The organism is Aquimarina addita (assembly GCF_039539305.1).
Taxonomy (GTDB): Bacteria; Bacteroidota; Bacteroidia; order Flavobacteriales; family Flavobacteriaceae; genus Aquimarina; species Aquimarina addita.
In genome coordinates this window covers 237637-262432 of sequence record NZ_BAABCW010000003.1, presented here as the reverse complement: position 1 = coordinate 262432, position 24796 = coordinate 237637, and the positions used below count along the sequence as shown (strand labels likewise).

The following is a 24796-nucleotide window of genomic DNA, read 5'->3' as shown; positions in this document are numbered from 1 at the left end:
TTTTAGAAAGTTACCTTTACATTAAATCCATAACGTCTAGAGTTCCAAGAAGTCAAATAATCTAAACCTTGAGAATTTCCTACACCTAAACTATTAAGTTCAGGATCAAAATTGACACTTTTGGGTGTATTGAACGCTCTTACAAAAAGGTTTTGTCCTACCAATGAAAGCGTCAAACTACCAAATGGAGTTTTGTCAAGGAATTTAGCAGGCATATTGAATGCTAAAGATGCTTCTCTTAATCTAAGGTGGCTTGCATCATAAACAGATAATTCGTCAACACCAAATCCTATATTATTAAAATAAGCTTCAGTAGCCGTTAATTGAATATCGTTTGATTCTCCAGTAGCTTGGCGTACACCAGGTAAAATAATTCCTTGAGTTCTATCAAAGTCTGTGTCTTCAACTAATCCTCTACCAATTAATGCACCTATAGATGTAGACATAATGTCACCTCCATGTTGGTATTCCCATTGTGTACTCAACGTAAATGCTTTGTACCGTATATTTGTTCCTAAGGTCATGAACCATTTAGGATTTGGATCTGCAATAATTCCGTTTTCTGGATCTTCAATATAATATCCATTTTCATTAACCAATTTATTTCCTTCATCATCACGTAGTACTCTGCTTCCAACAATAACACCAAGTGGTTCTCCATTGATAGCATAATTAGATGGTGTTGTAAATATCCCTCCCACAAAAATCTGTTCGCCATCTTCAAGACCACTTACTTCGCTTACATTAATCGTATAGTTTCCATTAAGAGACCAAGTAAAGTTTTTTGTGTCAATTGGTGTTCCATCAAACGCTAATTCAATACCTTTATTAGTTACATTACCAGCATTAACCGTAGTTTCTGTAAAGCCAGTTTCTGGAGCTAATGGTCGATTAATAATTTGATCTTCTGTTTCACGAGTATATACTGTAAAATCAAAACCTAAACGATTACTAAGCATCCTAGCTTCAATCCCTACCTCGTATTCTTTTGATAACTCTGGTTTAAGATCAATATTGGCTAAAAGATTATCTACACTAGTAGTAGTAACGTTTGTACCTCCATTAGTTTGAAACTGTGCAGCATTAAGCTCTAGGATATTTCTAGTTCTATAAACTGCAGGGAAACCTGGAGATGTACCAAAAGATCCTCGTATTTTCATATAATTCAAACCTCTTTCAGATTTAATATCGGTAAAAGCTGCCGTTGGTATAAAAGAGATGGAAGTACCCCAAGAAAACTGAGATCTATTATTGGCTTCTAATCCAGAGAACCAATCATTTCTTGAATTTAAAGAAAGAAAAACAAAATTTTTATAATCTAAAGAGCCTGTTGCATATATAGCAGGATTATTACTTTCAGATATGAATTGGTAGGTGGTAGTATTAGATGGAAAAAGAGTTCCTTCTCGTATAGGGCTATGATCTAAATAATTACCATGATTTTGAAGGCCGAATACAATTTGATTTCTACTTTCATTGCCATCTCTTTCAAATTCTGTACGTCTCACTGTAGCACCAAGAGTTCCTTGCAAACTAAATTCTTCTGATAAGTCTTTATCTATATTAGCAGAAAACGTATGATCCCAGATAGTATTACGTTGTTGCGTGGTTTGGAGATATCCATTAGGATGTATACCATCGTTAGAACCTTTGTTAAGAGATCTTTCTGTAGCAGTATTATAATTATCCAAGGTTGTTCTCCATCCTATATTTAACCAATCTTTTAATTCATAGTTTACATTAAAATTACCGAATACTCTATTGGTATTGTTTTTATCTAATGTGTTATTTAAAACCCAAGCTGGATTTGTTCTGTCATTTCCTCCTCTATACCAGATACTTTCTCCAGTTAAAGGATGTTGAGAAGGCAAAGTTATATCAACACTTCTTGGTAGATATAAAACATTCCAGATAGAAGAAATACCACCAGCACCACTAGCAGCTACAGTTACATCACTACCATCAGATGCATCGGTAAAAGGGCTTTCAATATTTGTTTTAACATAATTTAACTTTGAAGTAATGGTTAATTTATTATCAAAATTATAAGTTCCTCCTACAGAAAAGTTATTTCTCTCTAAAGAGTTATTAGGAATAAAACCTTCGTCATCTGTATGTGCATAAGAAACACTAAAATTACCTTTATCAAAACCTGCAGCTGCAGTTACAGACGTTGTAGAGATAGTTCCTGTCTTAAAGAAATCATCTTGAGCATCATATGGTCTATATGCAATTGTTGGTGAGTCTAAATCCGGTCTATTTGGAAACAGAACAGATGGTTCGACACCAAAATTATTAATAATGGAGGTTCTAAAAGCATTATCAATTGTTTCTTGACTATCAAACCTGGAGCCCCAGTTGCTAAAAAATGCTCCATATACATTCTGGAATCCATTCCCCCAAGTATCTTGATAATCCGGTAAAATAATATCATTAAAGAATATTGATTGGTTTACGGTAACTTCGAATTTTTTATTACTACCTCTTCCTGATTTGGTTGTAATAAGAATTACACCATTTCTACCAGCACTACCATATATTGCTGTAGCACTTAATCCTTTTAAAATATTTACACTTTCTATATTATTAGGATCCAGATCAGCAAATCTACTAGCAACGTTACCAGATTGAAAAGATCCAGACGAAGATCCTTGATTGGCAGTTGCAGAACCAGCATCAAAAGGAATACCATCTACTACAAATAGTGGTTGATTATCCCCTGTAATAGAGGAAGATCCTCTAATAATAATATTTGATCCACTACCACTGACACCACCAGAGCCTGTAATTCTCACCCCAGCCGCTTTACCTCTAAGAATTTTTCCAATATCAGTGTCTGCACGCGATTCAAGTTCTTCGCTTGATACCGTTGAAACAGCGTATCCTAAGGCTTTCTTTTCCCTACGAATACCTTGTGCGGTTACGATAACTTCCTCTAGAACAGCAGCACCTTCTTGTAATTGAATATTAATTTGATCACTTGTACCTACTGTTGCTTCTGCAGTTGTAAAACCTACATAACTAAAGGAAAGGATAGATCCTTGATTTGCCTCGATAGTATATTTACCATCAAAGTCGGATTGCGTACCGTTAGAACTTCCTTTTACAACGATATTTACTCCAGGAAGTGGAAGACCATTAGGATCTGTTACATTCCCTGAGATCGTTTTTTCTTGTGCAAATGATAATTGCACAACAAACGCTAGTAGTAGCGTTAAAAATCTACTAAACTTTGTTCTCATTTTATAATTTATTTGAATTAGCCAAAGCCAAAAGTGATAATAAAATACTTACAAAACAACTTTTTAAAGGTAAAAATCAAATTATTGCTTTATTACTGTTGTAATCTAAAAAATGTTACTATAACGTTAGAGTAGTGTGTTTTTGAAGTATTCTTGTCTTGGTTGAAGATAGTATGTCTTTGCAAAACAGAAGAGAATTTGAGATTACTTTAATAAAGGTTAGATTAATAAATGAATTGAATAAAAAAGGCAATGTTAATTTTAGATTATGATAAAAATTAGTGTAAGTCTGTGGATTTTGATTTTGTATCATAAAAAAAAGACTGCTTGAAAAGACAGTCTTAAATCAATTAAATATAAACATTGTTTTAAATATTCTAATAGCCTATATTTTGAGATATATTAGAATTTAAAGCTATTTGTTCGTCAGGAATTGGTAATATAACTTTATCTCTACCGGGACGCAGATTTAGTATCGTTATCAATTTTTAAATTTTCATTATTTCTAAGTAAATTAATTATTCTATGTCCTTCAAAACATAATTCCTTTCTTCTCTCATTTAAAATATCTTCTAAAGATATTGATTTTAACGGTAAAACTATACCTGCACTTAATCTTATTGCATTTATGTCTTCCAGTGAAGCAGCTCCTGTTTTCGTGCTTCTCTAAAATTCCCTTCAGCTCGATTTGGATACTATTCTGCGATTTTTAATACTGTAGTATCAGATGAACTTCATAAAGCATCAGGATATTAAGTGTAAATAAGGAAGGGTTGTTCCTCACATCAGGAGTATCTTTACTTAGTTCAGTAAATCTTTTATCTTCTGGGTATTCAGAAAATACGTCTATAAGATTTTGTACAAAAGGAGCATCTTTTCTTCCATCGTTCCCTGTATAATTATAAAGATTTACATAATGATTTTTAACTTCGTGATCTGCCACAGTATTGATCATTCTAGAAATTTTTTCGGAAGAATCGGAATCGTAAAAAGTGAAGTCTGGAGCTAAACTATATTGACTTGCATTGATTACCTCATGAGAAAAAGTAGCAACCATATTCCAATTTTCTTGGTATACATATAGTCTTGATAAGATAGCTCTTGCAGCTCCACTTCTTGCTGGGTCACCATTATCATCTGGTAAATAAACTAATGATTTCAATAAATTTTACTCAATGGCAAGATGGTTTCATTCACTATAGATCGCTATAATTGGAAAGGAATAATACGATTTGCGGTTAATTAGTTCGAATAAAAATCCTCTAAATAATGATGATTTCTAACAATAGATTTTATTATTTTTTGTCCCATGCTTTCAACAAATTGCTTTAACCGATCTTTTAAGTCTTGTAAATTTTCATAGATTTTATTTTGAATATTTTCTATATAAGTCCATACTCGCTAATACGGATTCAATTAAGGAATATATGGTGGTATTATAAGGAATTTAATATGATTAGGTATTATTATATTTTTTGTTCAACGGAATCCTATATTATCAATTACTACTATTTTAACTCATTATGTTTATGCTTTGATAGTCGCTTTAAATAGTTATAAAAAATTTCTTTATTGACATTTTATACCTCTAAAACAATACAGTCACATTGATTGGGGAATACGCACCATAAAGATAAGTGTTTTTGAATCTCTGAGGGTTTATTCCCGGCTGCTTGCAGCGTAATAAATTATCTTTGTGTATGAAGGAAAGTGAATATATACACAAGTCGCATAATGTATCTGTTTTGTTGTACCATTTTGTGTGTTTGGCAAAATATCGGAAGGTTGCGTTTAGCCCCGAAGTTGACGATACACTTCGAGAAGTTTGTTTAGAAATAGAAAAGCGTTATGAGTTACATTTTTTAGAGATTGGTACGGATAAAAATTGTGTTCATTTTTTATTGCAATCAGTACCAATGAAAAGTCCAACACAAATAATAAAGATTTTAAAAAGTATTACTGCAAGAGAGTTGTTTCGATTGCATCCTGAAATCAAGAAGCAATTGTGGGGTGGTTCATTTTGGTCTAGTGGGTACTTTGTTAACACAGTAAGTAAGTTTGAGGACGAGAGTACCATTTTAAAATATGTGAGAGATCAAGGAATTGAAAAGGATTATCAGGTGTTGGACAAAATCTAACCAATTGAAATTATTCTGATACCTCGTATGCTTGTATCGAGGTAGTTCATTTTATGTTGAAACTTAACTTTTGGGTAACAGATTTAGCTGTAGTAACTATAGCGACCCGGGTCCTTAAGTAAAACGGTACCAATCTTGAAAATAAAGATTTAGTGAAACGTAGCTATCTTTATTTAGACTTTATTATAATTTTGAAACTAGATTTGGTGGGTTTTAAAAAATTAGCCTGAACTTTTGGATCCTTTTTAATATGAGTTTTTCTTGGTTATTTGATTTGAGAGCCAAAACCATCAATCATATATTTGCTTAAGACATTGTATAGGTAGTTAATACCGTATTGCTCTTTAATACAATTTACAGCGTAAACATAACTCTCAAAACAATGCTGGCTATCATTCAACCTTACGGATAAACCAGTGTGGACAGCTTTGGTAATTTTACATCTCCTAGACTTTGAACCTATTAATATAACTCCATTGTGCAAAAATTATAACCCAAAATGATTGGCTAAATCAGATTGTTTTTGAAAGTCTTTTTTTAATAAGAAGTAATTAATTGTAATCGTAAAATTTTCTTAGAATCTGACTCTTTACGAATCATAGAACTTAATTGTGATGAAGTCTCTAATACCTTAAATGATAAATGTTTGCACATATCACAAGTATTCGAAATATTGTGCAACTCGTATTACCCTTGATTCATCATTCAGAAAGAGTATTACAATATTGCTTTAAGGATTATTAGGATTTACTCTATAAAAACCTGATAACAAAAAGAATAACTAAAAAAAATGACCCTTGTAAAAATGTAATTACCGACCGTGTTAATGGAATTTTAGAAAAAATTAATATGTCTAAAGAATTGAAATTAGTCAATACAAAGAAGGTACTTATAAATGATACCGTTCATATATACAACAATAAAAGACTGCACCTATTTAAAGATCAAGATCAATTGTTGTGTTTATGCAAATATTCTTGTTAGCCTAAAGAGGAAGAATCTAATCACATGCTGCCTCAGTGCATATGCAACAACAAAATAAATTAAAATTCCCAATGAATATAATTTCATTGGGAATTAAATAATAAATTTAATCTAGTGATAATCCGTATCAATTACTTAATACTAGTCATAATCCTATAATAATCTGTAGGAGTAGATAAGTTTTAAAATTTCTAGTAACCAGGGTTTTGTTGGTCACCAATGTTAGGATTAGCATTTAATTCTATAATAGGAATAGGCATTGTAAACCTGTAATCGGTTGGTTCTAAGCTACAAGCATTGTTTATAGCGCAATCGCTAGGATCTCTAAGAATTCCTCTATTGCCTCTAATACCCATTCGTTTCAAATCTTTCCAACGGTGACCTTCGAAAGCAAATTCAATTCTTCTTTCATCTAATAAAGCTCCAAATGCTTCTTCTGAACTAGCGTAAGTTGGAAGTGGTTGATCGGTACCAAATCTAGCATCTCTCAATTCCTTAATTAAGGCAGCAGTAGAATTAGAAGCTCCATTTATATTTCCTGCTGCGGCAAGAGCTTCAGCTCTTATCAGAATCATTTCAGCAACTCTAAATACTTTTAAATCATTAACAAGCTCCTTTTCATTTCCAAGATATTTGCCAATAACTAATGTGTCACGTGTATCATCAGTATGTATAATCGAAGTTTCATTTAGTAAAACGTCAAATCTAATATCCAAGGGATCAATTTCATTGAATAATGATCTGCCCATTTCATAATATGGAGAACCGTCAATCGTACCATTCACAAATGCAAAATTTGCACCTACCCAACCGGATCCAAAACCGCTACCAGTGCTATTCTGTGTGTCATGAGGATCACCTATGGTTCGTTCTAATTTAAAAATCACCCCTACGTTAGACAAATCTTTAAATACGTCTACATATTCATCTCTTGTGGCTAAAGGATATTTAGCAATTAATTCAGAAGCCAATGTTTCAGCTAAAGCATATTGTTGACGATAAGCAGCAATTCTTGCTTGTAAGGCTACAACAAAATCTTTGCTTACTGAAGTAGAAGCATTTTCAGCTGCAATCATAGTTTCAGCTTTATTTAAATCATCTTCTATAAGTGTAAAGATTTCTCCATTTGTACTTCTAGGTAATAATTCCGTAACTGAAGGAATAAAATCAACTAAAAAACCACCTAGTGCGCTGTCATCTGCATAATCAGTACTAAAATAACTTATGATATGAAAATGAGCCCAAGCTCTTAATGCATAGGCTTGTCCCAATATATTTATTAGTTCATTTTCTTCTCCTTCATCAGGGATAAGGTTTTCTCCAGCAGAAATTATTCTATTAGCTGCGTTTAAAGCGCCGTGAAAACTTATCCAGTTTTCGGTGGGAGCATCACTTCCTGCGTTTAAGCGAAAGCCATATTCACCATCACCGATACCTTGACCTCCATTATCAAAGCCAATAGCAACTTCATCAGTAAATACTGCATTAAATTGAATTTCAGGTGATAGATCAAATATGTCATAAACACCCAGCAATCCAGAATTTAAATCTGCTACAGAGTTAAAAGCTCCATTTGGATTGAGTTCTCCTGGTTGGATTATATCTATTGCATCATTGCAAGACCATAAAAGTACGGTGCTTGTCAGAAATATGATTAATATGTTTCTTGTTTTCATCTTTTATTTTTTTTTTAAAATCCTAATTCAAAGCCTAAAGAAAATGTTCTACCCGTTGGAAATAAATTCGCAGAGGCTTGTGCGTTAATCGCAACTACATCTGGGTCAAAACCTCTCCAGTCTGTTATTGTAAATAAATTTTCTCCACTAACAAAAACACGAACGTTTTCAAAACCAGTTCCTCTTAAATATTGCTCTGGAAAGGCATATCCTATCTGTGCAAATCTTAATCTTAAAAAATCAGAATTGGTGATATAGCGATCTGAATTAGCTGATAGGTCTAAATTAGAAGCATTAAGAGCGGGAATATTAGAATCTGTGTTTGTTGGTGTCCATGCGTCTAGAAGTTCTAGAGAACTTCTAAATTGCCCTATATTAGTGGGATCTTGAAAACCTTCAAGATCATTATCAAATCTGTCCACACCTAATGTATATCTAAATTGTGTAGATGCAAAAAATCCTTTATAATCGATATTGAAACCAAAACCTCCCTCAAAATCAGGGAAAATATTCTTATCCAAAAATACACGATCATTGTCTACATCAGGAGTTTCGGTTTCTTCCCCATCAGCAGTTAAAAATAATAAGTTACCATTATCAGGGTTAACACCAGCGTATCGATAAGCATAATACTCTCCTAAAATACCTCCTTCTCTCAGCGATGTGGTTGCCCCATTTATGATCTCTCCCTCTTCATTAGCTAAATCTATGATTTCTTGTTTGTTATAATTCCCAACTAAATTAATGGAAAAATTAAATCCATCAGGCAGTGAACTTCTGAATATATCAAAATTTAAAGTAAGATCTGCTCCAGTATTCTGAATTTCACCAACATTAGCTGATAATGTAGTTTGAAAACGATTTAAAGTTGTGTCATCTCTATTGAAAACTGTTGCTAACGATGATATAGGATTACTTAGAAATAAGTCCGATGTTACTCTATCATAATATTCTAGTGTACCACGAAGTCTTCTATCAAATACTTCAAAATCTAAACCAAGATTTAGTTGAGTAGTTGTTTCCCATTTTAAATCGTTATTTCCAATAATAACTTGAAATATACCATTTTGAGCATTGTATGTTGTTCCTGTGCCAAATAAATCTCGACTATCGTTCGGGGTATCAAAAAACACACCAGGTATAAGCGGATCATCATCGATATATTGATTTCCAGTCGTTCCATAAGAAACTCTTAATTTTAAAGCATCAAAACCAGAGTTTTGCATAAATTCTTCGTTTCCAATATTCCATCGCCCAGATAATGAGAAAAATGTACCCCATCTGTTAGAGTCTGAAAACCTAAAGGAGGCATCTCTACGAAGTGTTCCGGTAAAACCAATTCTTGTATCATAATCATAATCAACTCTAGTGAAATATGAAAAAAGACCAGATTCTAAACGATCTGCAAAGATATCATCTACGTATGCATCATCATCTGGAGTGTCCCCGATAAAACTAGCATCATCTCCTATAGCAAGAGTTAAAGGGTTTAAACCTTCTGCAGAAAATCCAAATCTTTGATAGTGAGCTTTAAAGTATTCTGTAAATACACCTATATCCAGAGTGTTTTTACCAAAAGCTTTATTGTAATTAAGGCTACTAACTTGATTAAAGCTAAATTGTCTTGTATTCTGAATTGTTTGTGTACCAGAGGGATCTTTACCTTGTGCAAAAAGTAATGCGTTAAATGATTCTGGATCTTCTTGGTTTATTAACTCTTCATTTCTATATTCGGAAGTCATTTCTACCTTTGCAGTAAGTCCTTTAACAATTTCATAGCTAGCGTTTATTCCTCCAAGTAATTGTACTTCATCTTCAGTTCTCACTTGTGTTCTTTGAAGATCAAGAATGAATAGAGGTGTGTTAGCAAAAGATAATGGACTTAATAATGACTCACCATCAATATAGTCATTGGGACTAATATATGGAACCGATTGATATGCACCTAATATAGGGTTACGATTAATTCCAGTGCCACCAATTCCATTAGGTTCTCCAGAAGAAGAGTAATTAACAGCTAAGTTTACACCAAACTTAAACTTATCATTTGATGATTTACCATCAATATTACTTTGAAGGTTAAACCTTTGTAAAGAACTTTTTTCTAAAATTCCTTCTTGATCAAAGTATCCTATTGAGGTAAATTGACGTGTATTTTTACCACCACTTGATAGAGACAAATTGTGACTTTGAGTTAATGCAGTATTAAAAAAAACTTCAGTCCAATTTGTTGTTTCTGATGCAGCTATTTCATCAAGTGAAAGAGTAGAACCTCTACCAATAGATTCACCTAACAACTCTCCATAAGTTCTCTCTAATGTTAATTGATCAGGTGAGTCTAATAAATCATAACTATTCCCCATTAAATTAGAATATTGCACAGTACCGGAATAGCCTATTTTTAGACCTGAATTGAAACTTCCTTTTTGTGTTGTGATCAAAATTACTCCATTAGAGCCTCTATTTCCATATATAGCAGTACCTCCTGCATCCTTTAAAACTGAAACAGATTCTATGTTGTTAGGATTCAAACTTCTAAAAGCATTCGCATCAGTTGGAATTCCGTCAATTATATATAGTGGTTCAGAATTACCATTAATTGATCCCACTCCTCGAATTCTAACTACAGGAGCAGCTCCAGGTTGACCACTACTCGATATAATATTTAGACCAGCAACTTGACCCTGTAGTGTTTGTAAAGCACTAGCGTTAGGACGATCAACAATATCCTTAGAGCTTACAACAGATACAGAAATGTTAGATGTTGCACGGGTTGTAGTTCCATAAGCTTGAACAATAACTTCTTCTAGCATCGCTGCATCTTGGTTTAAAGTGATATTTATTGTATCATTATCGCCAATGGCAATTTCCTTTGTAGAAAACCCAACGTAACTAAAAGTAATTACAGCACCTCGATTTCCTTGAATAGAATAATTTCCATCAAAATCGGTTTGAGTACCATTACTTGTGTTTTTTATTACAATATTAACTCCTGGTAGTGGAAGACCGGTATCATCCGTCACATTGCCAGTGATTGTTTTTTCTTGCGCAAAACTGATTTGCACTATTAACACCAAAAGCAGTGTCAATATTCCCTTCATTTTTTTTATCATCTTAATTTTAATTTGAATTAGCCAGTTCCAAATTTGATGATAAATTATAAAAAGTGAAATTTGTTTGGGTTTTTTTTAACTCACAAGCGTTAGTTTAACTTATTGTTAGCATTAATTAACATATATTTAAGATTTATAATTGAGATTATCTGGATTTTAACTCTTTTTATTGATCTATTTGAGCAGAATCTAAAATGATGAGAATTCTACGTTTTATTATCCTGCTAAATACACAATTTGTTCTATGCTGGGGTCAGTATTTAAGTTATCATCAAACCTGAATCCGATCTAATGTTTTAATAAAATAATGTTAATGGGTTAGATTTTGTATTTTCAAATTTGATAACTAGTTTCTTTTCTTGAAAAGAATAAGCAATAAGACTAGCTACAAGATTAGTAATAAAATTACCAAAGCTTCTATGCCTTGAATGCTTTGCTTGAGCGATATTTTTTAGTTGATCACTTATAGTTTTCATTACAGATCGTTTTCTTAATAATATTTTATCTCTACCCGCTGTGCATTTAGAAAAAGTTGTGCAAACTGCTAAAAGACAGTAAATTGTAGTTACCACAGTATAATTTATATGTACAACTTTCAAGCAAATTGGGTTAAAATACTCAAGGTTTTAAAAGAATTAGGTTCAGAAATGGATTATTTACATCAAATACGTAAACCTAAACTAAGAGATAAAGAACATATTGCGATTGATTTAACCTCAGAATATATGAGTATTGACAGTGAATGTCAGCTATTTCGAATTTTACCTATTGATTTATCTGATAAAATAGAGCATAGTGTTTACAATAGAGGAAAGCGCAAATTATTTCCTTTTAGAGAATCGCTTCGCAAAGAAATTGGTATTAAGGTTGAATTGGTTTCAGCGCTGTTATATTGTTGGCAGCATGCCTTTAGAAGTCTGTAAATTATCGAGAAGCTCCTGAAGTAAAATATGTAAAGATCAAGACTATAGTTTACCCGAAAGAGGTTATTGTGCCAGTCAATCAAGCCATTATTATGGTTATAAACTTCACGCTGTTTGTTCTGTTCAAGGCGTTATAGAGAGTATGGATATTAGCCCTGCTTCTGTACACGATATTAACTATTTGAAGGATGTAGATGTATAACATCAATTAAAGGATTGTGTACTACTTGGTGATAAAAGGTATTTATCAGAACAATATCAACTAAACCTATTTGAACATCATAATATTAGACTTGAAACTCCTATGGGGGTTAATCAAAAGAATTATAAAGAATAATCTTCTATTTTCAAGAAATCCAGAAAACGTATCGAAACATTATTTTCTCAACTTTGCGATCAATTGATGATTCGAAGAAATTATGCTAAATCTTTTGAAGGGTTTAAAAATCGAATCTTATCTAAGATCACTGCAATGACAGTTCTTCAATACATCAACAGGTTTGAATTCAATAGAAACATAAATAATTTGAAAATTAATATTGTCTAAATGCACAACGGGTATGTTTATTTAAGATTTTACTATTTATGGATTAAAGTTTGTATTTGCAATTTTCAGTAATCCTATAGCAAAAAATAAATCAGATGCCAATATTGGAAAAATTTAATTAAGCAATAGCAATTACAAAGATTTTAAAAAAAAACGTTTAGAGCTTGAAGTTTCTAAACGTTTTTTAGCTCAAAATTTTAAGATATTAATTAATATCCCAAAAAATTGGAGTAGATACATTGTCACCTCCAATACTATTAGCAGCATCAGAGTAACTGTCTCCATTTAATGTTTGTTCTACAATTGGATAAGTATATCTTATTGGTGTATCTGATACGGGATCTGCTGGCGAAGGTAAAATAGGTTGATCCAAAAGCTTCCAGGAATTCCACGAAGAAAAGCCTCTATTGTAGAGAGCAATCCATTTTTGGGTTCCAATTTTTTCTTTCCAATCACCAGATGCACTGGTATAGGAAATATCCGTTAAATTTAAGTAAGTGTTAGCTTCTTCAGTAGTTCCTCCCCAGTATAAAATTGAGGCGGTAATAGCCGAGTTATAAAATTCTTCTGCTGTTCCACTTACATTAATGCCTCTTTCTATAGCTTCGGCTAATAAAAAGGACACTTCGGAGTAGTCTATTAAAATTGCTTCAAAAGAAGGGTCTGATGCAATCATTTCGCCAATATGTGAATAATTTGGGTATGCATTACTTGCTCCTGGAGTTCCTCCTAAATATACAATTTGTTCTATGCTGGGGTCAGCATCTAAGTTATCATCAAAATAAAATTTCATTCTTGGATCTGTATAAGTGACTGAGCCAGGAACAACTGTTTTGTTATCACTTTCATCAATGGTTCCATCTTCATTAGAATCAGTAAGAAATTCATATGCTCTTGGTTGCATATTGTCAATAATGGTGCTTGCGGGTATGAAATCCTGTCTTCCACTTAGAGTGAGATCTACATATATAGGGTTTGTGTTTGGAGTAGAGCTTAAATATGATAATGCCGCATTATCATCATTGCTTTCAAAAACGTTTGGTGCAGATTCTAATATCAAAGATTGTGCAACTGCCGATAAAGAAGGAACCTCACTGACTGTAATTCCGATTCTTAATTTTAACGAGTTTCCGAATTTTATCCATTTAGAAACGTTTCCTTGATATATATTATCTGAATCTGTGGTAAAACTACCACTTGTATCGTCTAAATTATCTAAGGCTGTATTAAGTCTATTGATAAGATCTTGATATATAGTAAGTGCATCATCGTATTTAGGTAATAAGTTGTCAATATCTAGAGCTTCAGAATAGGGTACATTTCCAAAGGTATCTACTAATACGGAGTATGTGTAGATAGTCATCAATTCGATAATTGCTAGTTTATTAGACTTGGTTTGTGGATCTTCTGTAGTTAAAAGCTCTGTGTTTTCTATGATGGTATAAGCTTCTGCTAAATCTGTTAATACATCCTTATATAGTGCGTCCCAATGATTTTGAGGAATCGTTCTTGTAACAATATCGTAATTACTTTCGTCTGTGTAAGTGGTAGCAGTCCATTGCTGCATAATTAATCTAAAAACATTGCTATTTACATTGGTGCTGGCCATTTGGTCTACTAAACTCTTTTGAGCACTTACAAATAATGCTTCTCCTGGAACAGAAACAGGGTCTTTTATGTTGACATTTAGTTCTTCCAAATCTGAACCACATGAGCAAATTAGGATTGTTATAATCAGTATGTTTAATATCTTTTTCATCTTAAATAATTTAAAATTGAACTTTTACATTAAAAGCAAAATCGCGAGTGGATGGTAGTGACCCTGTAGAGTATCCCTGAAGATTTCCTGATCCCAGCCCTGATTCAGGATCTGCATGAGGTAAATTCTTGTCTATAATCCAAAGATTGGATCCTATTATGCTAAAAGAAACGGCATTAAGAGCAGCTTTTTCGATAAGCTTTTTTGGTAAATCATAAGATAATACTACTTCTCTTAGTTTTACAAAACTAGCGTCATATACAAAAGCTTTATCTGGTAACCCTCTTCGATACCCTAAAGCTCCAAATCTGTCAGCTCTGATTCTGGATGTGTTTGTGCTTCCGTCTGGATTTACTCCCGGATTGATAAATCCTCCACCATTATCTAATGTGTTTCTAACTGGGTTTCCGAGATCATTAATAAAGGCAGTTTCTTCATATAATCCCGTCGCCAGACCATAATATTGATCTAAAGAAAATATACTTCCGCCTTTTTGGATATCAATAAGAAAACTAAAAGAAAAGTCTTTATAGCTAAACCTATTGTTAATTCCTCCATTCCAATCGGGATTGACATTACCAAGTACATTGTCAGATGTTCCCGTCTTGATATATTGACCAGTTTCGGGATCCACTACTCTTTCTCCATCGATGTATGTGTAATCTGTTCCTTGGATAGTGCCATAAGGCTCACCTACAGTGGCATTAATTGTGATTCCACCTTGAAAACTGCCTAATTGGTAGTTCGTGATTTCATTTCCGTTTGCATCTGTGAATAGAGATAGTACTTCACTTTGATTTTTGCTCCAGTTGAGATTAATACCCCATTTAAAGTTTGAAGTCTCTACAGGCGTTGCATTAAGTGAGAGTTCTATACCTTTATTCTGAATTTCGCCAGCATTGATTAATTTAAATAAATAACCAGTAGCTGATGAAACACTTAGAGGTATTATTTGATCTTTTGTATTGTTAACGTAATATGAAGCGTCGAATCCTATTTTACTATTTAAAAAGGACATCTCTAGACCTGCTTCAACACTGGTTGTAGTTTCTGGTTTTAAATCAGGATTGTTTTTAGTGTCTTTTACGCTGGCACTGGCACCGTTAAAAGCGGTATTTATAGCATATGTGTCTAGAATTCTGTCAAAGCCTGGACTGTTTCCTACTTCTGCATAATTTAATCTGGCTTTACCAAAAGTTATTATATCGTTTTCAATAAATTTAGAAAAAACAAAACTTCCTGATATAGAAGGGTAGTAGAAAACACTGTTTTCTGTAGGTAGAGTAGATGACTTGTCTCGTCTTATGGTACCATCCAAGAATAAGAAATTGTCATAACCCAAAGAGGCACTTGCATAAATACCATCCACTCCAATCTCTTCATCTCTTTCTATTGGATATAATAATGGGGATACAGTGTTTTGAATTGAATATACTCCAGGGATTCCAAGCCCTCCGTTGGTGGACGCATAAATTGATTTATAAGTAGACCTTCTTACATTGAGACCAACTACACCTCTTATATTTAGGAGATCGGTGATATCTTTGTCGTAATTCAACATAAGATCGTAATTCAATTCACTAAATCCAATATTTCTTCTGGCATAGCCTGATTCTGCAGCAATTCTTCCGATACTACCATCGCCACCACCTGTACCTATACCAAAATTATTAGGGACACTACCTACAGCTCTTCTTTCTTCTTGTAACTCATCATATTGATCTACAGCAATTCTTCCATAAATATCTAGCCAATCATTTATTTTGTAATTTAATGATGCATTTCCTATAAATCGGCTTCTTTCGTCATTTTGATAGTTTTCGTATCTAGTCCAGTAGGGGTTGTCCCAAAAAATAGGAACAGTACTATCATAAGCATTTGGATTCCAGGTAATATTTCTTCTGGTAGCAAAATATGCATCTTTTTGATCTTGAATATCCACGTTAGTTTGCCACCATTGCCTGAAATTACCAGTTATATTATCATTGTATCCTGTAGAATTACGACCTAATGCTTCAGTTTTAATGAAATTAGCAAATCCCGTCGCTGTAAGTTTTTCTGTAAGTTGATAAGAAGCATTTAGAGAAACACTATTTCTTTGTAAATTACTGTTAGGTAATAATCCGCTTTGATCAAAATTTTGAGCTCCTAGTCTAAAACTACCCTTCTCATAACTTCTAGAAAGAGAAACCGAGTTGGTAAGTGTTATAGGTGTTTCAAAAAAAGTGATGGGTCCGTTCTCTGCATTGACCCAGGGTGTTTTAGTTAAATACGTAGGAGACTCCGGATAAAATGCGTCCCATTGATATACTAAAAGATTGGGGTCGAAAGCTGCTCCATAAGATGCATCTTCTGTTACTAAAGATACCAAGTCATCTGTACCATCTTGATCAATATCAGCAACTGTCCAATTATTACCTGGACCATCATAAAAAGGTCCATAACCAGCGCCATATTGATCCTGATATTTGATAAAAGTTGATTTGTCAATGGTTCCAATTGTAATGCCAGAATTAATGGTAATGCCAAAACCTTTAGTTTTTTCACCTTTCTTTGTAGTAATTATAATAACACCATTTGCTGCTCTTGATCCATATAATGCAGAGGCTGCTGCCCCTTTTAAAATGTTCACAGATTCTATGTCATCCGGATTTATGTCGGAAGCTGCATTTCCATAATCATAACCACTACCAGCTTGTTCTTGTGATCTGGTATTTGAGTTGTTATTGCTAATGGGGACACCATCAATAACGAATAATGCTTGGTTGTTGCCTGTTAATGATGCGTTACCTCTGATGACAACATTTGTAGAACCTCCGAGATTAGTATTTCTCCTAATTTGGACACCTGAAGCCTTACCTGAAAGCGTGTTTACAAAGTTGGAAGTTTTGACTGTGTTAACTTCATCTCCATCGACCTCCTGAGTAGAATATCCTAAAGATTTTTTATCTCTCGAAATACCTAGCGCTGTAACAACGACTTCATCTAGCTGAGAAGCAGAGGGAGTTAGTTGAGTATCAATGACAGTGTCGCTACCTATTAATACTTCTTTCTCAGAAAATCCAAGATAACTGAATACTAGTGTTTGCCCTCCAGTTGCCTGAATATTGTACATTCCATCAAAATCGGATTGAGTACCGTTTTTTGTGTTTTTTACCGTAATATTTACGCCGGGTAACGGTAAGCCCTGATCGTCTATTACTTTTCCTGTAATAGTAATTTCTTGCGCATACGAGAGTTGCACGACTAATGCTAAAAATAGCATTAGAATTAGTCTGATTTTTGAGTTCATTTGTATGTGTTTATTTGAATTAGCCTTGTCCAAAGCTGCATAAAAGATTCTAATAAAACAACTAATTTTCAGGGAATATATGCTTTTTTGAAGGCTATGGGATTAGCTTAACATTTTGTAAGTAAGAATTAGGATTAATTTAATCAGAATCTCGCGGTTAAACTAATATGAACTTTCGTATTTGAAAATTTAAAATTGGAATCACTGTTTTTTCCATTTGCAAAAATAATTTTAAAAAGACCGGTCTGTGTGTTCAAACCAAGTCCAAACCCGAAGCTAGTAAGATTGTCAGTTAGGTTTGTGGTTTGATCTTCAAAATATGAATAGTCAATGATGGAATGAATGTATAGATTGGATGCAAGGATGTATTGATATTCAGTATTAAGAACATTATATAAAGAAGCATTAATGCTGTTTTCTTCAAACCCTCTCATGGAGTTAATGCCTCCAAATCGTAAAAGTTCATTCACAAATAAATTGTCTGATAGAATTGCAGCGGCTGAATTGCTAATAAAAATTGAATTTCTACCGTTTAATCTAAAGAGGTATTGCAAGTCTATTTGACCAGTTGTTTGATCTATTGTTTCTGTAATTGTTTTTCTAGAACCAAATTCAGTAGTTATTGCGTATCGGTTTTTTATAGGAAATAATAAATTGTTTTGTCTTGTTGTATAATTTGCTCCAGCTCTGATAAAAGAAGATGTGTAATCGTTTATGTTTAAAGTTGGAGAAGGGGTTTCTAATAGATTGTCTGATGTTGTTGCGCTATAGCCAACAAAAATATTAGCTTTGTTCGTGATTAGATAGTTTAGGTTGACATTTTGATTTGTGATTAAGAAACTTGAGTCTTTTTTGAAAATAGAAAGACCAGCCTCAATTCCAATAGGACTCTTTAGTATATATGGTAAAGAAATATTTGCTTCAAACCTTTGCTGTTCGCTACCATCATTCTTATACAGGATGTTTAGTTTTTCTCCAAAATTGAGATTGTTTACAAGGTTTAAATTGAGATATCCATTGATTTCGAGATCTCCAGTTTCAGTATCACTTGAAAACCCCAGAAAACCATCAAAGGTATTAGCGGATTTTTTTTCTAAATATAGATATACTCTTGTAGAATCGTTTTCAAATAGTACTTCGGGCGGCTTGATGTTTTTCGCAAAGCTTAGATTGTCGATGATAAGGGATTTGTTAATGATTTCTTCTTTTTTGAAAAGGATTCCATTTTTTAATCTAGTGTAATATTTTAAATAGGAGGAAGGAAAATTAGTATATCCTTTAATAATAATATCATCTACGGTTCTGGTTTGAGATTCAGAAACTATTAATTGAGCATATATAGCGTTATTGTTTTGTTGAATTTTGTTTAGTGAAATATTGCTAAATGTATTTCCTTGATTAACTAAATAGTTAGTTAAGTATTGTAAGGTTTCTTTTGTTTTATGGAATGGAATAGTGAAAGAAGAATCGGTAACAGTGAGAGATTTTTTTTGTAGTATTTCATTAGGTATGTATTTGGGGTCATAAAAAACGTTTAATGTTTTGTATTTTAAATTTAATTGTAATCTTTTCTCTAAAAGGGTATCTGATTTCTTGTGTAAATTTTGTGATGTTAAATCCAGGTATCCTAATTCTAAAAGTTTTTGCTGAAGTGTTTGTACTTCTTTTTTTAATTCGGATAGACTTTGAAATGATTTAAGATATGATATACTATCAATAATTGAGGTTTCTGTAGAGTCTTTTCCTTTTATATTGAGTTGAATCATGGGGGTTTGTGCATGACAAACAGCGTGCATACCTATATATAATATAGAAAGGAAAAGTAATGAGGCTTTCAATGTGTCTTTTAATAATGGTAAAATAACGGAAAATAGAGTGAATTCTTACAGTCTTCCAGAATGATTTTAAATCTATTTGAAAATTAATGAATTAGAGTTTGATTTACAGAAAAATATTTTTACATTTGCAGCCCTCGTAAAAGAGGTATGTAGAATAATTTAATAATCGTGTAAAGCAAATTATGCCAACAATTTCACAATTAGTAAGAAAAGGTAGAGCCAAAATAACTAAGAAGAGTAAATCGGCTGCTTTGGATTCATGCCCGCAACGCCGCGGTGTTTGTACGCGTGTTTATACTACTACACCAAAAAAACCAAATTCAGCTATGCGTAAAGTAGCTCGTGTAAGGTTAACAAATGGTAAGGAAGTAAACGCATACATCGGTGGTGAAGGTCACAATCTCCAAGAGCACTCGATAGTATTAGTTAGAGGTGGAAGGGTAAAAGATTTACCAGGAGTTAGATATCACATTGTACGTGGAGCTTTGGATACCGCCGGTGTCGAAGGAAGAACGCAACGTAGATCTAAGTATGGTGCAAAACGCCCTAAGAAGTAAATTTAAAAAACTTTAAGAAGAAGACATGAGAAAAAGAAAGGCCAAAAAAAGACCTATTTTGCCGGATCCACGTTTTAACGATCAATTAGTGACTCGTTTTGTAAACATGATGATGTGGGACGGTAAAAAGTCAACTGCTTTCAAGATTTTCTATGATGCAATGGATATTGTTGAAGAGAAAAAACAAAATGAAGAAAAAACTGCTTTGGAAATTTGGAAAGACGCTTTGTCTAATGTAATGCCGCATGTAGAGGTGAGAAGCCGACGTGTTGGTGGAGCTACATTCCAGATTCCAAACCCTATTCGACCTGATCGAAAGATATCTACTGCTATGAAGTGGTTAATTCAATTCTCTCGTAAGAGAAATGAAAAATCTATGGCGCTGAAATTAGCATCAGAGGTTATCGCTGCAGAAAAAGAAGAAGGAGCTGCTGTTAAGAAGAGAGTAGATACTCATAAAATGGCAGAAGCAAATAAAGCATTCTCACACTTTAGATTTTAATCAGAAATGGCAAGAGATTTAAAATATACAAGAAATATAGGAATCGCTGCACATATTGATGCAGGTAAGACAACAACAACTGAGCGTATTTTATACTACACAGGTGTGAGTCATAAAATAGGTGAGGTCCACGATGGTGCTGCTACTATGGACTGGATGGAACAAGAGCAGGAAAGAGGTATTACAATTACTTCTGCTGCAACTACTTGTGAATGGAAATTTCCTATCGAGAATGGTAATGCAACTCCAGATACTAAAGGATATCATTTTAATATAATTGATACCCCTGGTCACGTAGATTTTACTGTAGAGGTGAATCGTTCATTACGTGTTTTAGATGGATTGGTTTTCTTATTTAGTGCGGTTGATGGTGTGGAACCACAATCAGAAACTAACTGGAGATTAGCTGATAATTACAAAGTACCACGTATTGGGTTTGTAAATAAAATGGATCGTCAAGGTTCTAATTTCCTTGCTGTTTGCCAGCAGGTGAAAGATATGTTAAAGTCAAATGCAGTTCCAATAGTTTTAAATATTGGTGATGAGTCTGATTTTAAAGGTATTGTCGATTTAGTAAAGAATCGTGCTATTGTATGGCATGATGAGACACAGGGAGCTACATTTGATATTGTTGATATTCCTGAAGAATTGAAAGAAGAGGCTAAGATGCTACGTGGTAAGCTTATTGAAGAGGTTGCTGCTTATGATGAAGATCTTTTAGAAAAATATATGGAAGATGAAGATTCTATTACAGAAGAAGAAGTGCATGCTGCACTTAGAGCTGCTGTGATGGATATGTCTATTATTCCTATGATATGTGGTTCTGCATTTAAGAATAAAGGTGTTCAGTTTTTATTAGATGCTGTATGTCGTTATTTGCCTTCACCAACTGATAAAGAGGGTATTGTGGGAGTTAATCCAGATACTGAAAAAGAAGAAATGCGTAAGCCTGATGTGAAAGAGCCTTTTGCAGCACTTGCATTTAAAATTGCTACAGATCCTTTTGTTGGACGTTTAGCTTTTTTTAGAGCATATTCTGGTCGATTAGATGCTGGTTCTTATATATTGAACAATCGTTCAGGTAAAAAAGAGCGTATCTCTCGTATCTATCAAATGCATTCTAATAAACAGAACGCTATCGATTATATAGAAGCTGGTGATATTGGTGCAGCAGTTGGTTTTAAGGATATCAAGACTGGAGATACTATGTCTGATGAAAAAAATCCTATTGTATTAGAATCAATGGATTTCCCTGATCCTGTAATAGGAATCGCTGTGGAGCCTAAGACAAAAGCTGATGTTGATAAATTAGGTATGTCTTTAGCAAAGCTTTCTGAAGAAGATCCTACATTTCAGGTAAAAACTGATGAGGCTTCCGGACAGACTATTATATCTGGTATGGGAGAACTTCACTTAGATATTATTGTAGACCGTTTAAGACGTGAATTTAAGGTAGAAGTAAATCAGGGTCAACCCCAGGTTGAATATAAAGAGGCTATTACACAAGCTGCTGATCACCGAGAAGTATATAAGAAACAATCGGGTGGTCGTGGTAAATTTGCTGATATTGTATTTACTATCGAACCTGCAGATGAAGGTGTTGAAGGACTTCAGTTTGAATCTACTATTAAGGGAGGTAATGTTCCTAAAGAATTCATTCCTTCTATAGAAAAAGGATTCAAAATGGCTATGGTAAATGGTCCATTAGCTGGATATGAAGTTGATTCTATGAAAGTTACTTTAAAGGATGGGTCTTATCATGATGTGGATTCTGATCAATTGTCTTTTGAGTTAGCTGCTAAATTAGGATTTAAGAATTCTGCTAAAGCTGCTAAAGCGGTAATAATGGAACCTATAATGAAGTTAGAAGTTATTACTCCAGAAGAAAATATGGGTGATATTGTGGGTGATTTAAATAGACGTAGAGGACAGGTTAGTGATATGGGTGATCGTGCAGGTGCGAAAACTGTCAAAGCTACTGTGCCACTTTCAGAAATGTTTGGATATGTTACAACCTTAAGAACTTTATCTTCTGGTAGAGCAACATCTACTATGGAATTTTCACACTATGCCGAGACTCCTTCTAATATTTCAGAAGAAGTAATCGCAAAAGCAAAAGGAGTTAACGCTTAATATTACAGCAATGAGTCAAAAAATCAGAATAAAACTAAAATCTTACGATCACAATTTAGTAGATAAATCTGCTGAAAAAATCGTAAAGACGGTAAAAAGTACAGGTGCTGTAGTAACAGGTCCTATTCCTTTGCCAACACATAAAAAAATATTTACTGTATTACGTTCACCTCACGTAAATAAAAAATCAAGAGAGCAGTTTCAATTGAGTTCTTATAAAAGACTTCTTGATATTTATAGTTCTTCTTCAAAAACGATTGATGCGTTAATGAAGCTTGAATTACCTAGTGGGGTTGAAGTGGAGATTAAAGTGTAGTTCTTAGTTTTAGAATTGCGCAATCGCTAAGCGAAATCAAAACAAAAATGTCCTAAGCTGCGTGCGAGGGAAAAATGGTAAAAAAAACATTCAGGGTTGAAGTGTTTTGACCCTGTTTTGTTTTCTCATAATTAATGATGAGAACTATAAAAAATAATAAATAACGAAGGAGGAAAAGAGGAGAGTAAGATTTCTAAATTCTAAATTCATAATTCTTAATTAATAAATATGTCTGGGTTAATAGGAAAAAAGATCGGTATGACCAGCATCTTCGACGAGAATGGAAAAAATATTCCATGTACCGTAATTGAAGTTGGTCCATGCGTGGTTACCCAAGTCAGAACTGAGAAGGTTGACGGTTATAATGCTGTGCAGCTAGGTTTCGATGACAAAGCGGACAAGAATGCTACAAAAGCGGCTTTAGGTCACTTTAAGAAAGCAGGAACAGTTGCTAAACGTAAAGTTGTCGAGTTTCAAGGTTTTGAGGAGGATTACAAGTTAGGTGATACTATAACAGTGGATCACTTTGAAGAAGGAGAATTTGTAGATGTATCTGCAACTTCAAAAGGTAAAGGTTTTCAAGGGGTTGTTAAGAGACATGGCTTTGCTGGTGTTGGGCAAGCAACTCACGGTCAACATAACCGTTTAAGAGCTCCTGGTTCTATTGGTGCGGCATCGTATCCTGCAAGAGTTTTTAAAGGAATGCGAATGGCAGGAAGAATGGGTGGAGACCAAGTAAAAATTCAAAACTTAAGAGTGTTGAAGGTAGTAACTGACAAGAATCTACTGGTGGTTAAGGGATGTGTCCCTGGTCATAAAAACGCTTACGTAACTATTCAGAAGTAATGAAGGTAGCAGTAATTGATATAAACGGAAAAGAAACAGGAAGAAAGGCAGACCTTTCGGATGCTGTTTTCGGAATAGAACCAAACACTCATGCTGTTTATTTAGATGTGAAGCAGTACTTGGCAAATCAACGTCAGGGAACTCATAAGGCTAAAGAGCGCGCAGAGATTGTAGGTAGTACAAGAAAGATTAAAAAACAAAAAGGAACTGGTACTGCTAGAGCAGGTAGTATAAAATCTCCCATCTTTAAGGGTGGAGGTAGAATTTTTGGACCAAGACCGCGTGATTATTCTTTTAAATTAAATAAGAATTTAAAAAGGCTAGCACGTAAATCGGCTTTCAGTATTAAGGCTGAAGATAAAGCTATTGTTGTTGTAGAAGATTTTTCCTTTGATACAATAAAAACAAAGAATTTTACGTCAGTTTTGAAGTCATTAGGACTTGAGGATAAAAAATCTCTCTTTGTGTTGGGTGAGTCAAATAAAAATGTATATTTGTCGTCACGCAATTTAAAAAGCTCAGAAGTTGTAACTTATTCAGAATTAAGTACTTACAAAATACTTAATGCGAATAGTGTTATTCTTCTTGAAGGTTCTTTGAAAGGAATTGAAACAAATTTAAGTAAATAGAAGCCATGAGTATCTTAATAAAACCTATTGTTACAGAAAAGGCTACCACTGATAGTGAGGTGTTTAACCGCTATGGGTTCGTAGTAGATAAGAAAGCGAATAAGGTAGAGATCAAAAAAGCAGTGGAGGCTGCTTATGGTGTATCTGTTACTAAAGTTCGTACAATTAATGTCCGTCCAGATCGTAAAACCCGTTATACAAAAACAGGTATGGTTACTGGTAAAACAAATGCTGTTAAGAAAGCAATTGTACAGGTGGCGGAAGGTGAAGTAATTGATTTATATAGTAATCTTTAAGACTA

16 protein-coding genes and 2 pseudogenes are annotated in these 24796 nt (G+C 33.6%); 9 read left to right on the top strand and 9 right to left on the bottom strand.

The window, feature by feature from the left end; translation table 11 throughout:
- Positions 1 to 2: 2 nt before the first annotated feature.
- From ABD816_RS06070 to ABD816_RS06065, 3 genes are all read right to left on the bottom strand, one after another.
- Positions 3 to 3242, bottom strand: a complete 3240-nt coding sequence (locus tag ABD816_RS06070; protein WP_344925593.1) for a SusC/RagA family TonB-linked outer membrane protein — start codon at positions 3240 to 3242, stop codon at positions 3 to 5.
- 453 nt (positions 3243 to 3695) lie between these two features.
- Positions 3696 to 3872, bottom strand: a complete 177-nt coding sequence (locus tag ABD816_RS22280) for a RagB/SusD family nutrient uptake outer membrane protein (protein WP_425549109.1) — start codon at positions 3870 to 3872, stop codon at positions 3696 to 3698.
- A 79-nt stretch (positions 3873 to 3951) separates the two neighbouring features.
- Positions 3952 to 4404, bottom strand: coding sequence for a RagB/SusD family nutrient uptake outer membrane protein (locus tag ABD816_RS06065; RefSeq protein ID WP_344925592.1), 453 nt, complete (start codon positions 4402 to 4404; stop codon positions 3952 to 3954).
- A 538-nt stretch (positions 4405 to 4942) separates the two neighbouring features.
- Between ABD816_RS06065 and tnpA the strand changes: the two genes are divergently transcribed.
- The gene (tnpA, locus tag ABD816_RS06060; RefSeq protein ID WP_344925590.1) at positions 4943 to 5380 is read left to right on the top strand and encodes an IS200/IS605 family transposase; all 438 of its coding nucleotides are present in this window, start codon (positions 4943 to 4945) and stop codon (positions 5378 to 5380) included.
- Between the two features lie 1175 nt (positions 5381 to 6555).
- On the opposite strand, the gene ABD816_RS06055 is transcribed toward tnpA, so the two are convergent.
- The 3 genes and pseudogenes from ABD816_RS06055 to ABD816_RS06045 form a co-directional block, all read right to left on the bottom strand.
- A complete protein-coding gene (locus ABD816_RS06055; protein WP_344925589.1) occupies positions 6556 to 8040 on the bottom strand; it encodes a RagB/SusD family nutrient uptake outer membrane protein in 1485 nt (494 codons plus the stop codon).
- 14 nt (positions 8041 to 8054) lie between these two features.
- The gene (locus ABD816_RS06050; protein WP_344925587.1) at positions 8055 to 11141 is read right to left on the bottom strand and encodes a SusC/RagA family TonB-linked outer membrane protein; all 3087 of its coding nucleotides are present in this window, start codon (positions 11139 to 11141) and stop codon (positions 8055 to 8057) included.
- A gap of 308 nt (positions 11142 to 11449) precedes the next feature.
- Positions 11450 to 11662, bottom strand: a pseudogene (locus ABD816_RS06045) (transposase); the annotation flags it as partial.
- Between the two features lie 75 nt (positions 11663 to 11737).
- On the opposite strand from ABD816_RS06045, the pseudogene ABD816_RS06040 reads away from it, so the two are divergent.
- Positions 11738 to 12623: pseudogene (locus ABD816_RS06040) on the top strand (IS982 family transposase).
- Positions 12624 to 12828: 205 nt separating this feature from the next.
- Here ABD816_RS06040 and ABD816_RS06035 read toward each other — a convergent pair.
- The 3 genes from ABD816_RS06035 to ABD816_RS06025 form a co-directional block, all read right to left on the bottom strand.
- Positions 12829 to 14382 (bottom strand): SusD/RagB family nutrient-binding outer membrane lipoprotein, encoded by a 1554-nt coding sequence (locus ABD816_RS06035; RefSeq protein ID WP_344925586.1) that lies wholly within the window; start codon positions 14380 to 14382, stop codon positions 12829 to 12831.
- Between the two features lie 10 nt (positions 14383 to 14392).
- Positions 14393 to 17674 carry a SusC/RagA family TonB-linked outer membrane protein gene (locus ABD816_RS06030; protein WP_344925584.1) on the bottom strand — a complete coding sequence of 1094 codons (3282 nt, stop codon included), beginning with the start codon at positions 17672 to 17674 and terminating at the stop codon, positions 14393 to 14395.
- Positions 17675 to 17817: 143 nt separating this feature from the next.
- Entirely contained in the window at positions 17818 to 19512 is a 1695-nt protein-coding gene (locus ABD816_RS06025; RefSeq protein ID WP_344925581.1) for a ShlB/FhaC/HecB family hemolysin secretion/activation protein, read from the bottom strand.
- A 182-nt stretch (positions 19513 to 19694) separates the two neighbouring features.
- Here ABD816_RS06025 and rpsL point away from each other — a divergent pair, with 182 nt between their 5' ends.
- The 7 genes from rpsL (at position 19695) to rplW (ending at position 24791) form a co-directional block, all read left to right on the top strand.
- The gene (gene rpsL / locus ABD816_RS06020; protein WP_024770883.1) at positions 19695 to 20069 is read left to right on the top strand and encodes a 30S ribosomal protein S12; all 375 of its coding nucleotides are present in this window, start codon (positions 19695 to 19697) and stop codon (positions 20067 to 20069) included.
- Between the two features lie 25 nt (positions 20070 to 20094).
- Positions 20095 to 20571, top strand: a complete 477-nt coding sequence (gene rpsG, locus ABD816_RS06015; protein ID WP_344925579.1) for a 30S ribosomal protein S7 — start codon at positions 20095 to 20097, stop codon at positions 20569 to 20571.
- 6 nt (positions 20572 to 20577) lie between these two features.
- Positions 20578 to 22704 (top strand): elongation factor G, encoded by a 2127-nt coding sequence (gene fusA, locus ABD816_RS06010; RefSeq protein WP_344925577.1) that lies wholly within the window; start codon positions 20578 to 20580, stop codon positions 22702 to 22704.
- A gap of 10 nt (positions 22705 to 22714) precedes the next feature.
- Positions 22715 to 23020 carry a 30S ribosomal protein S10 gene (rpsJ, locus tag ABD816_RS06005; protein ID WP_010181931.1) on the top strand — a complete coding sequence of 102 codons (306 nt, stop codon included), beginning with the start codon at positions 22715 to 22717 and terminating at the stop codon, positions 23018 to 23020.
- 228 nt (positions 23021 to 23248) lie between these two features.
- Positions 23249 to 23866, top strand: a complete 618-nt coding sequence (rplC, locus tag ABD816_RS06000; RefSeq protein ID WP_344925575.1) for a 50S ribosomal protein L3 — start codon at positions 23249 to 23251, stop codon at positions 23864 to 23866.
- The gene (gene rplD, locus ABD816_RS05995; protein WP_344925573.1) at positions 23866 to 24495 is read left to right on the top strand and encodes a 50S ribosomal protein L4; all 630 of its coding nucleotides are present in this window, start codon (positions 23866 to 23868) and stop codon (positions 24493 to 24495) included. The genes rplC and rplD overlap by 1 nt, the downstream gene beginning before the upstream one ends.
- A 5-nt stretch (positions 24496 to 24500) precedes the next feature.
- Complete coding sequence (gene rplW / locus ABD816_RS05990; protein ID WP_344925571.1) at positions 24501 to 24791, top strand: 50S ribosomal protein L23; 291 nt, start codon at positions 24501 to 24503, stop codon at positions 24789 to 24791.
- Positions 24792 to 24796 lie beyond the last annotated feature (5 nt).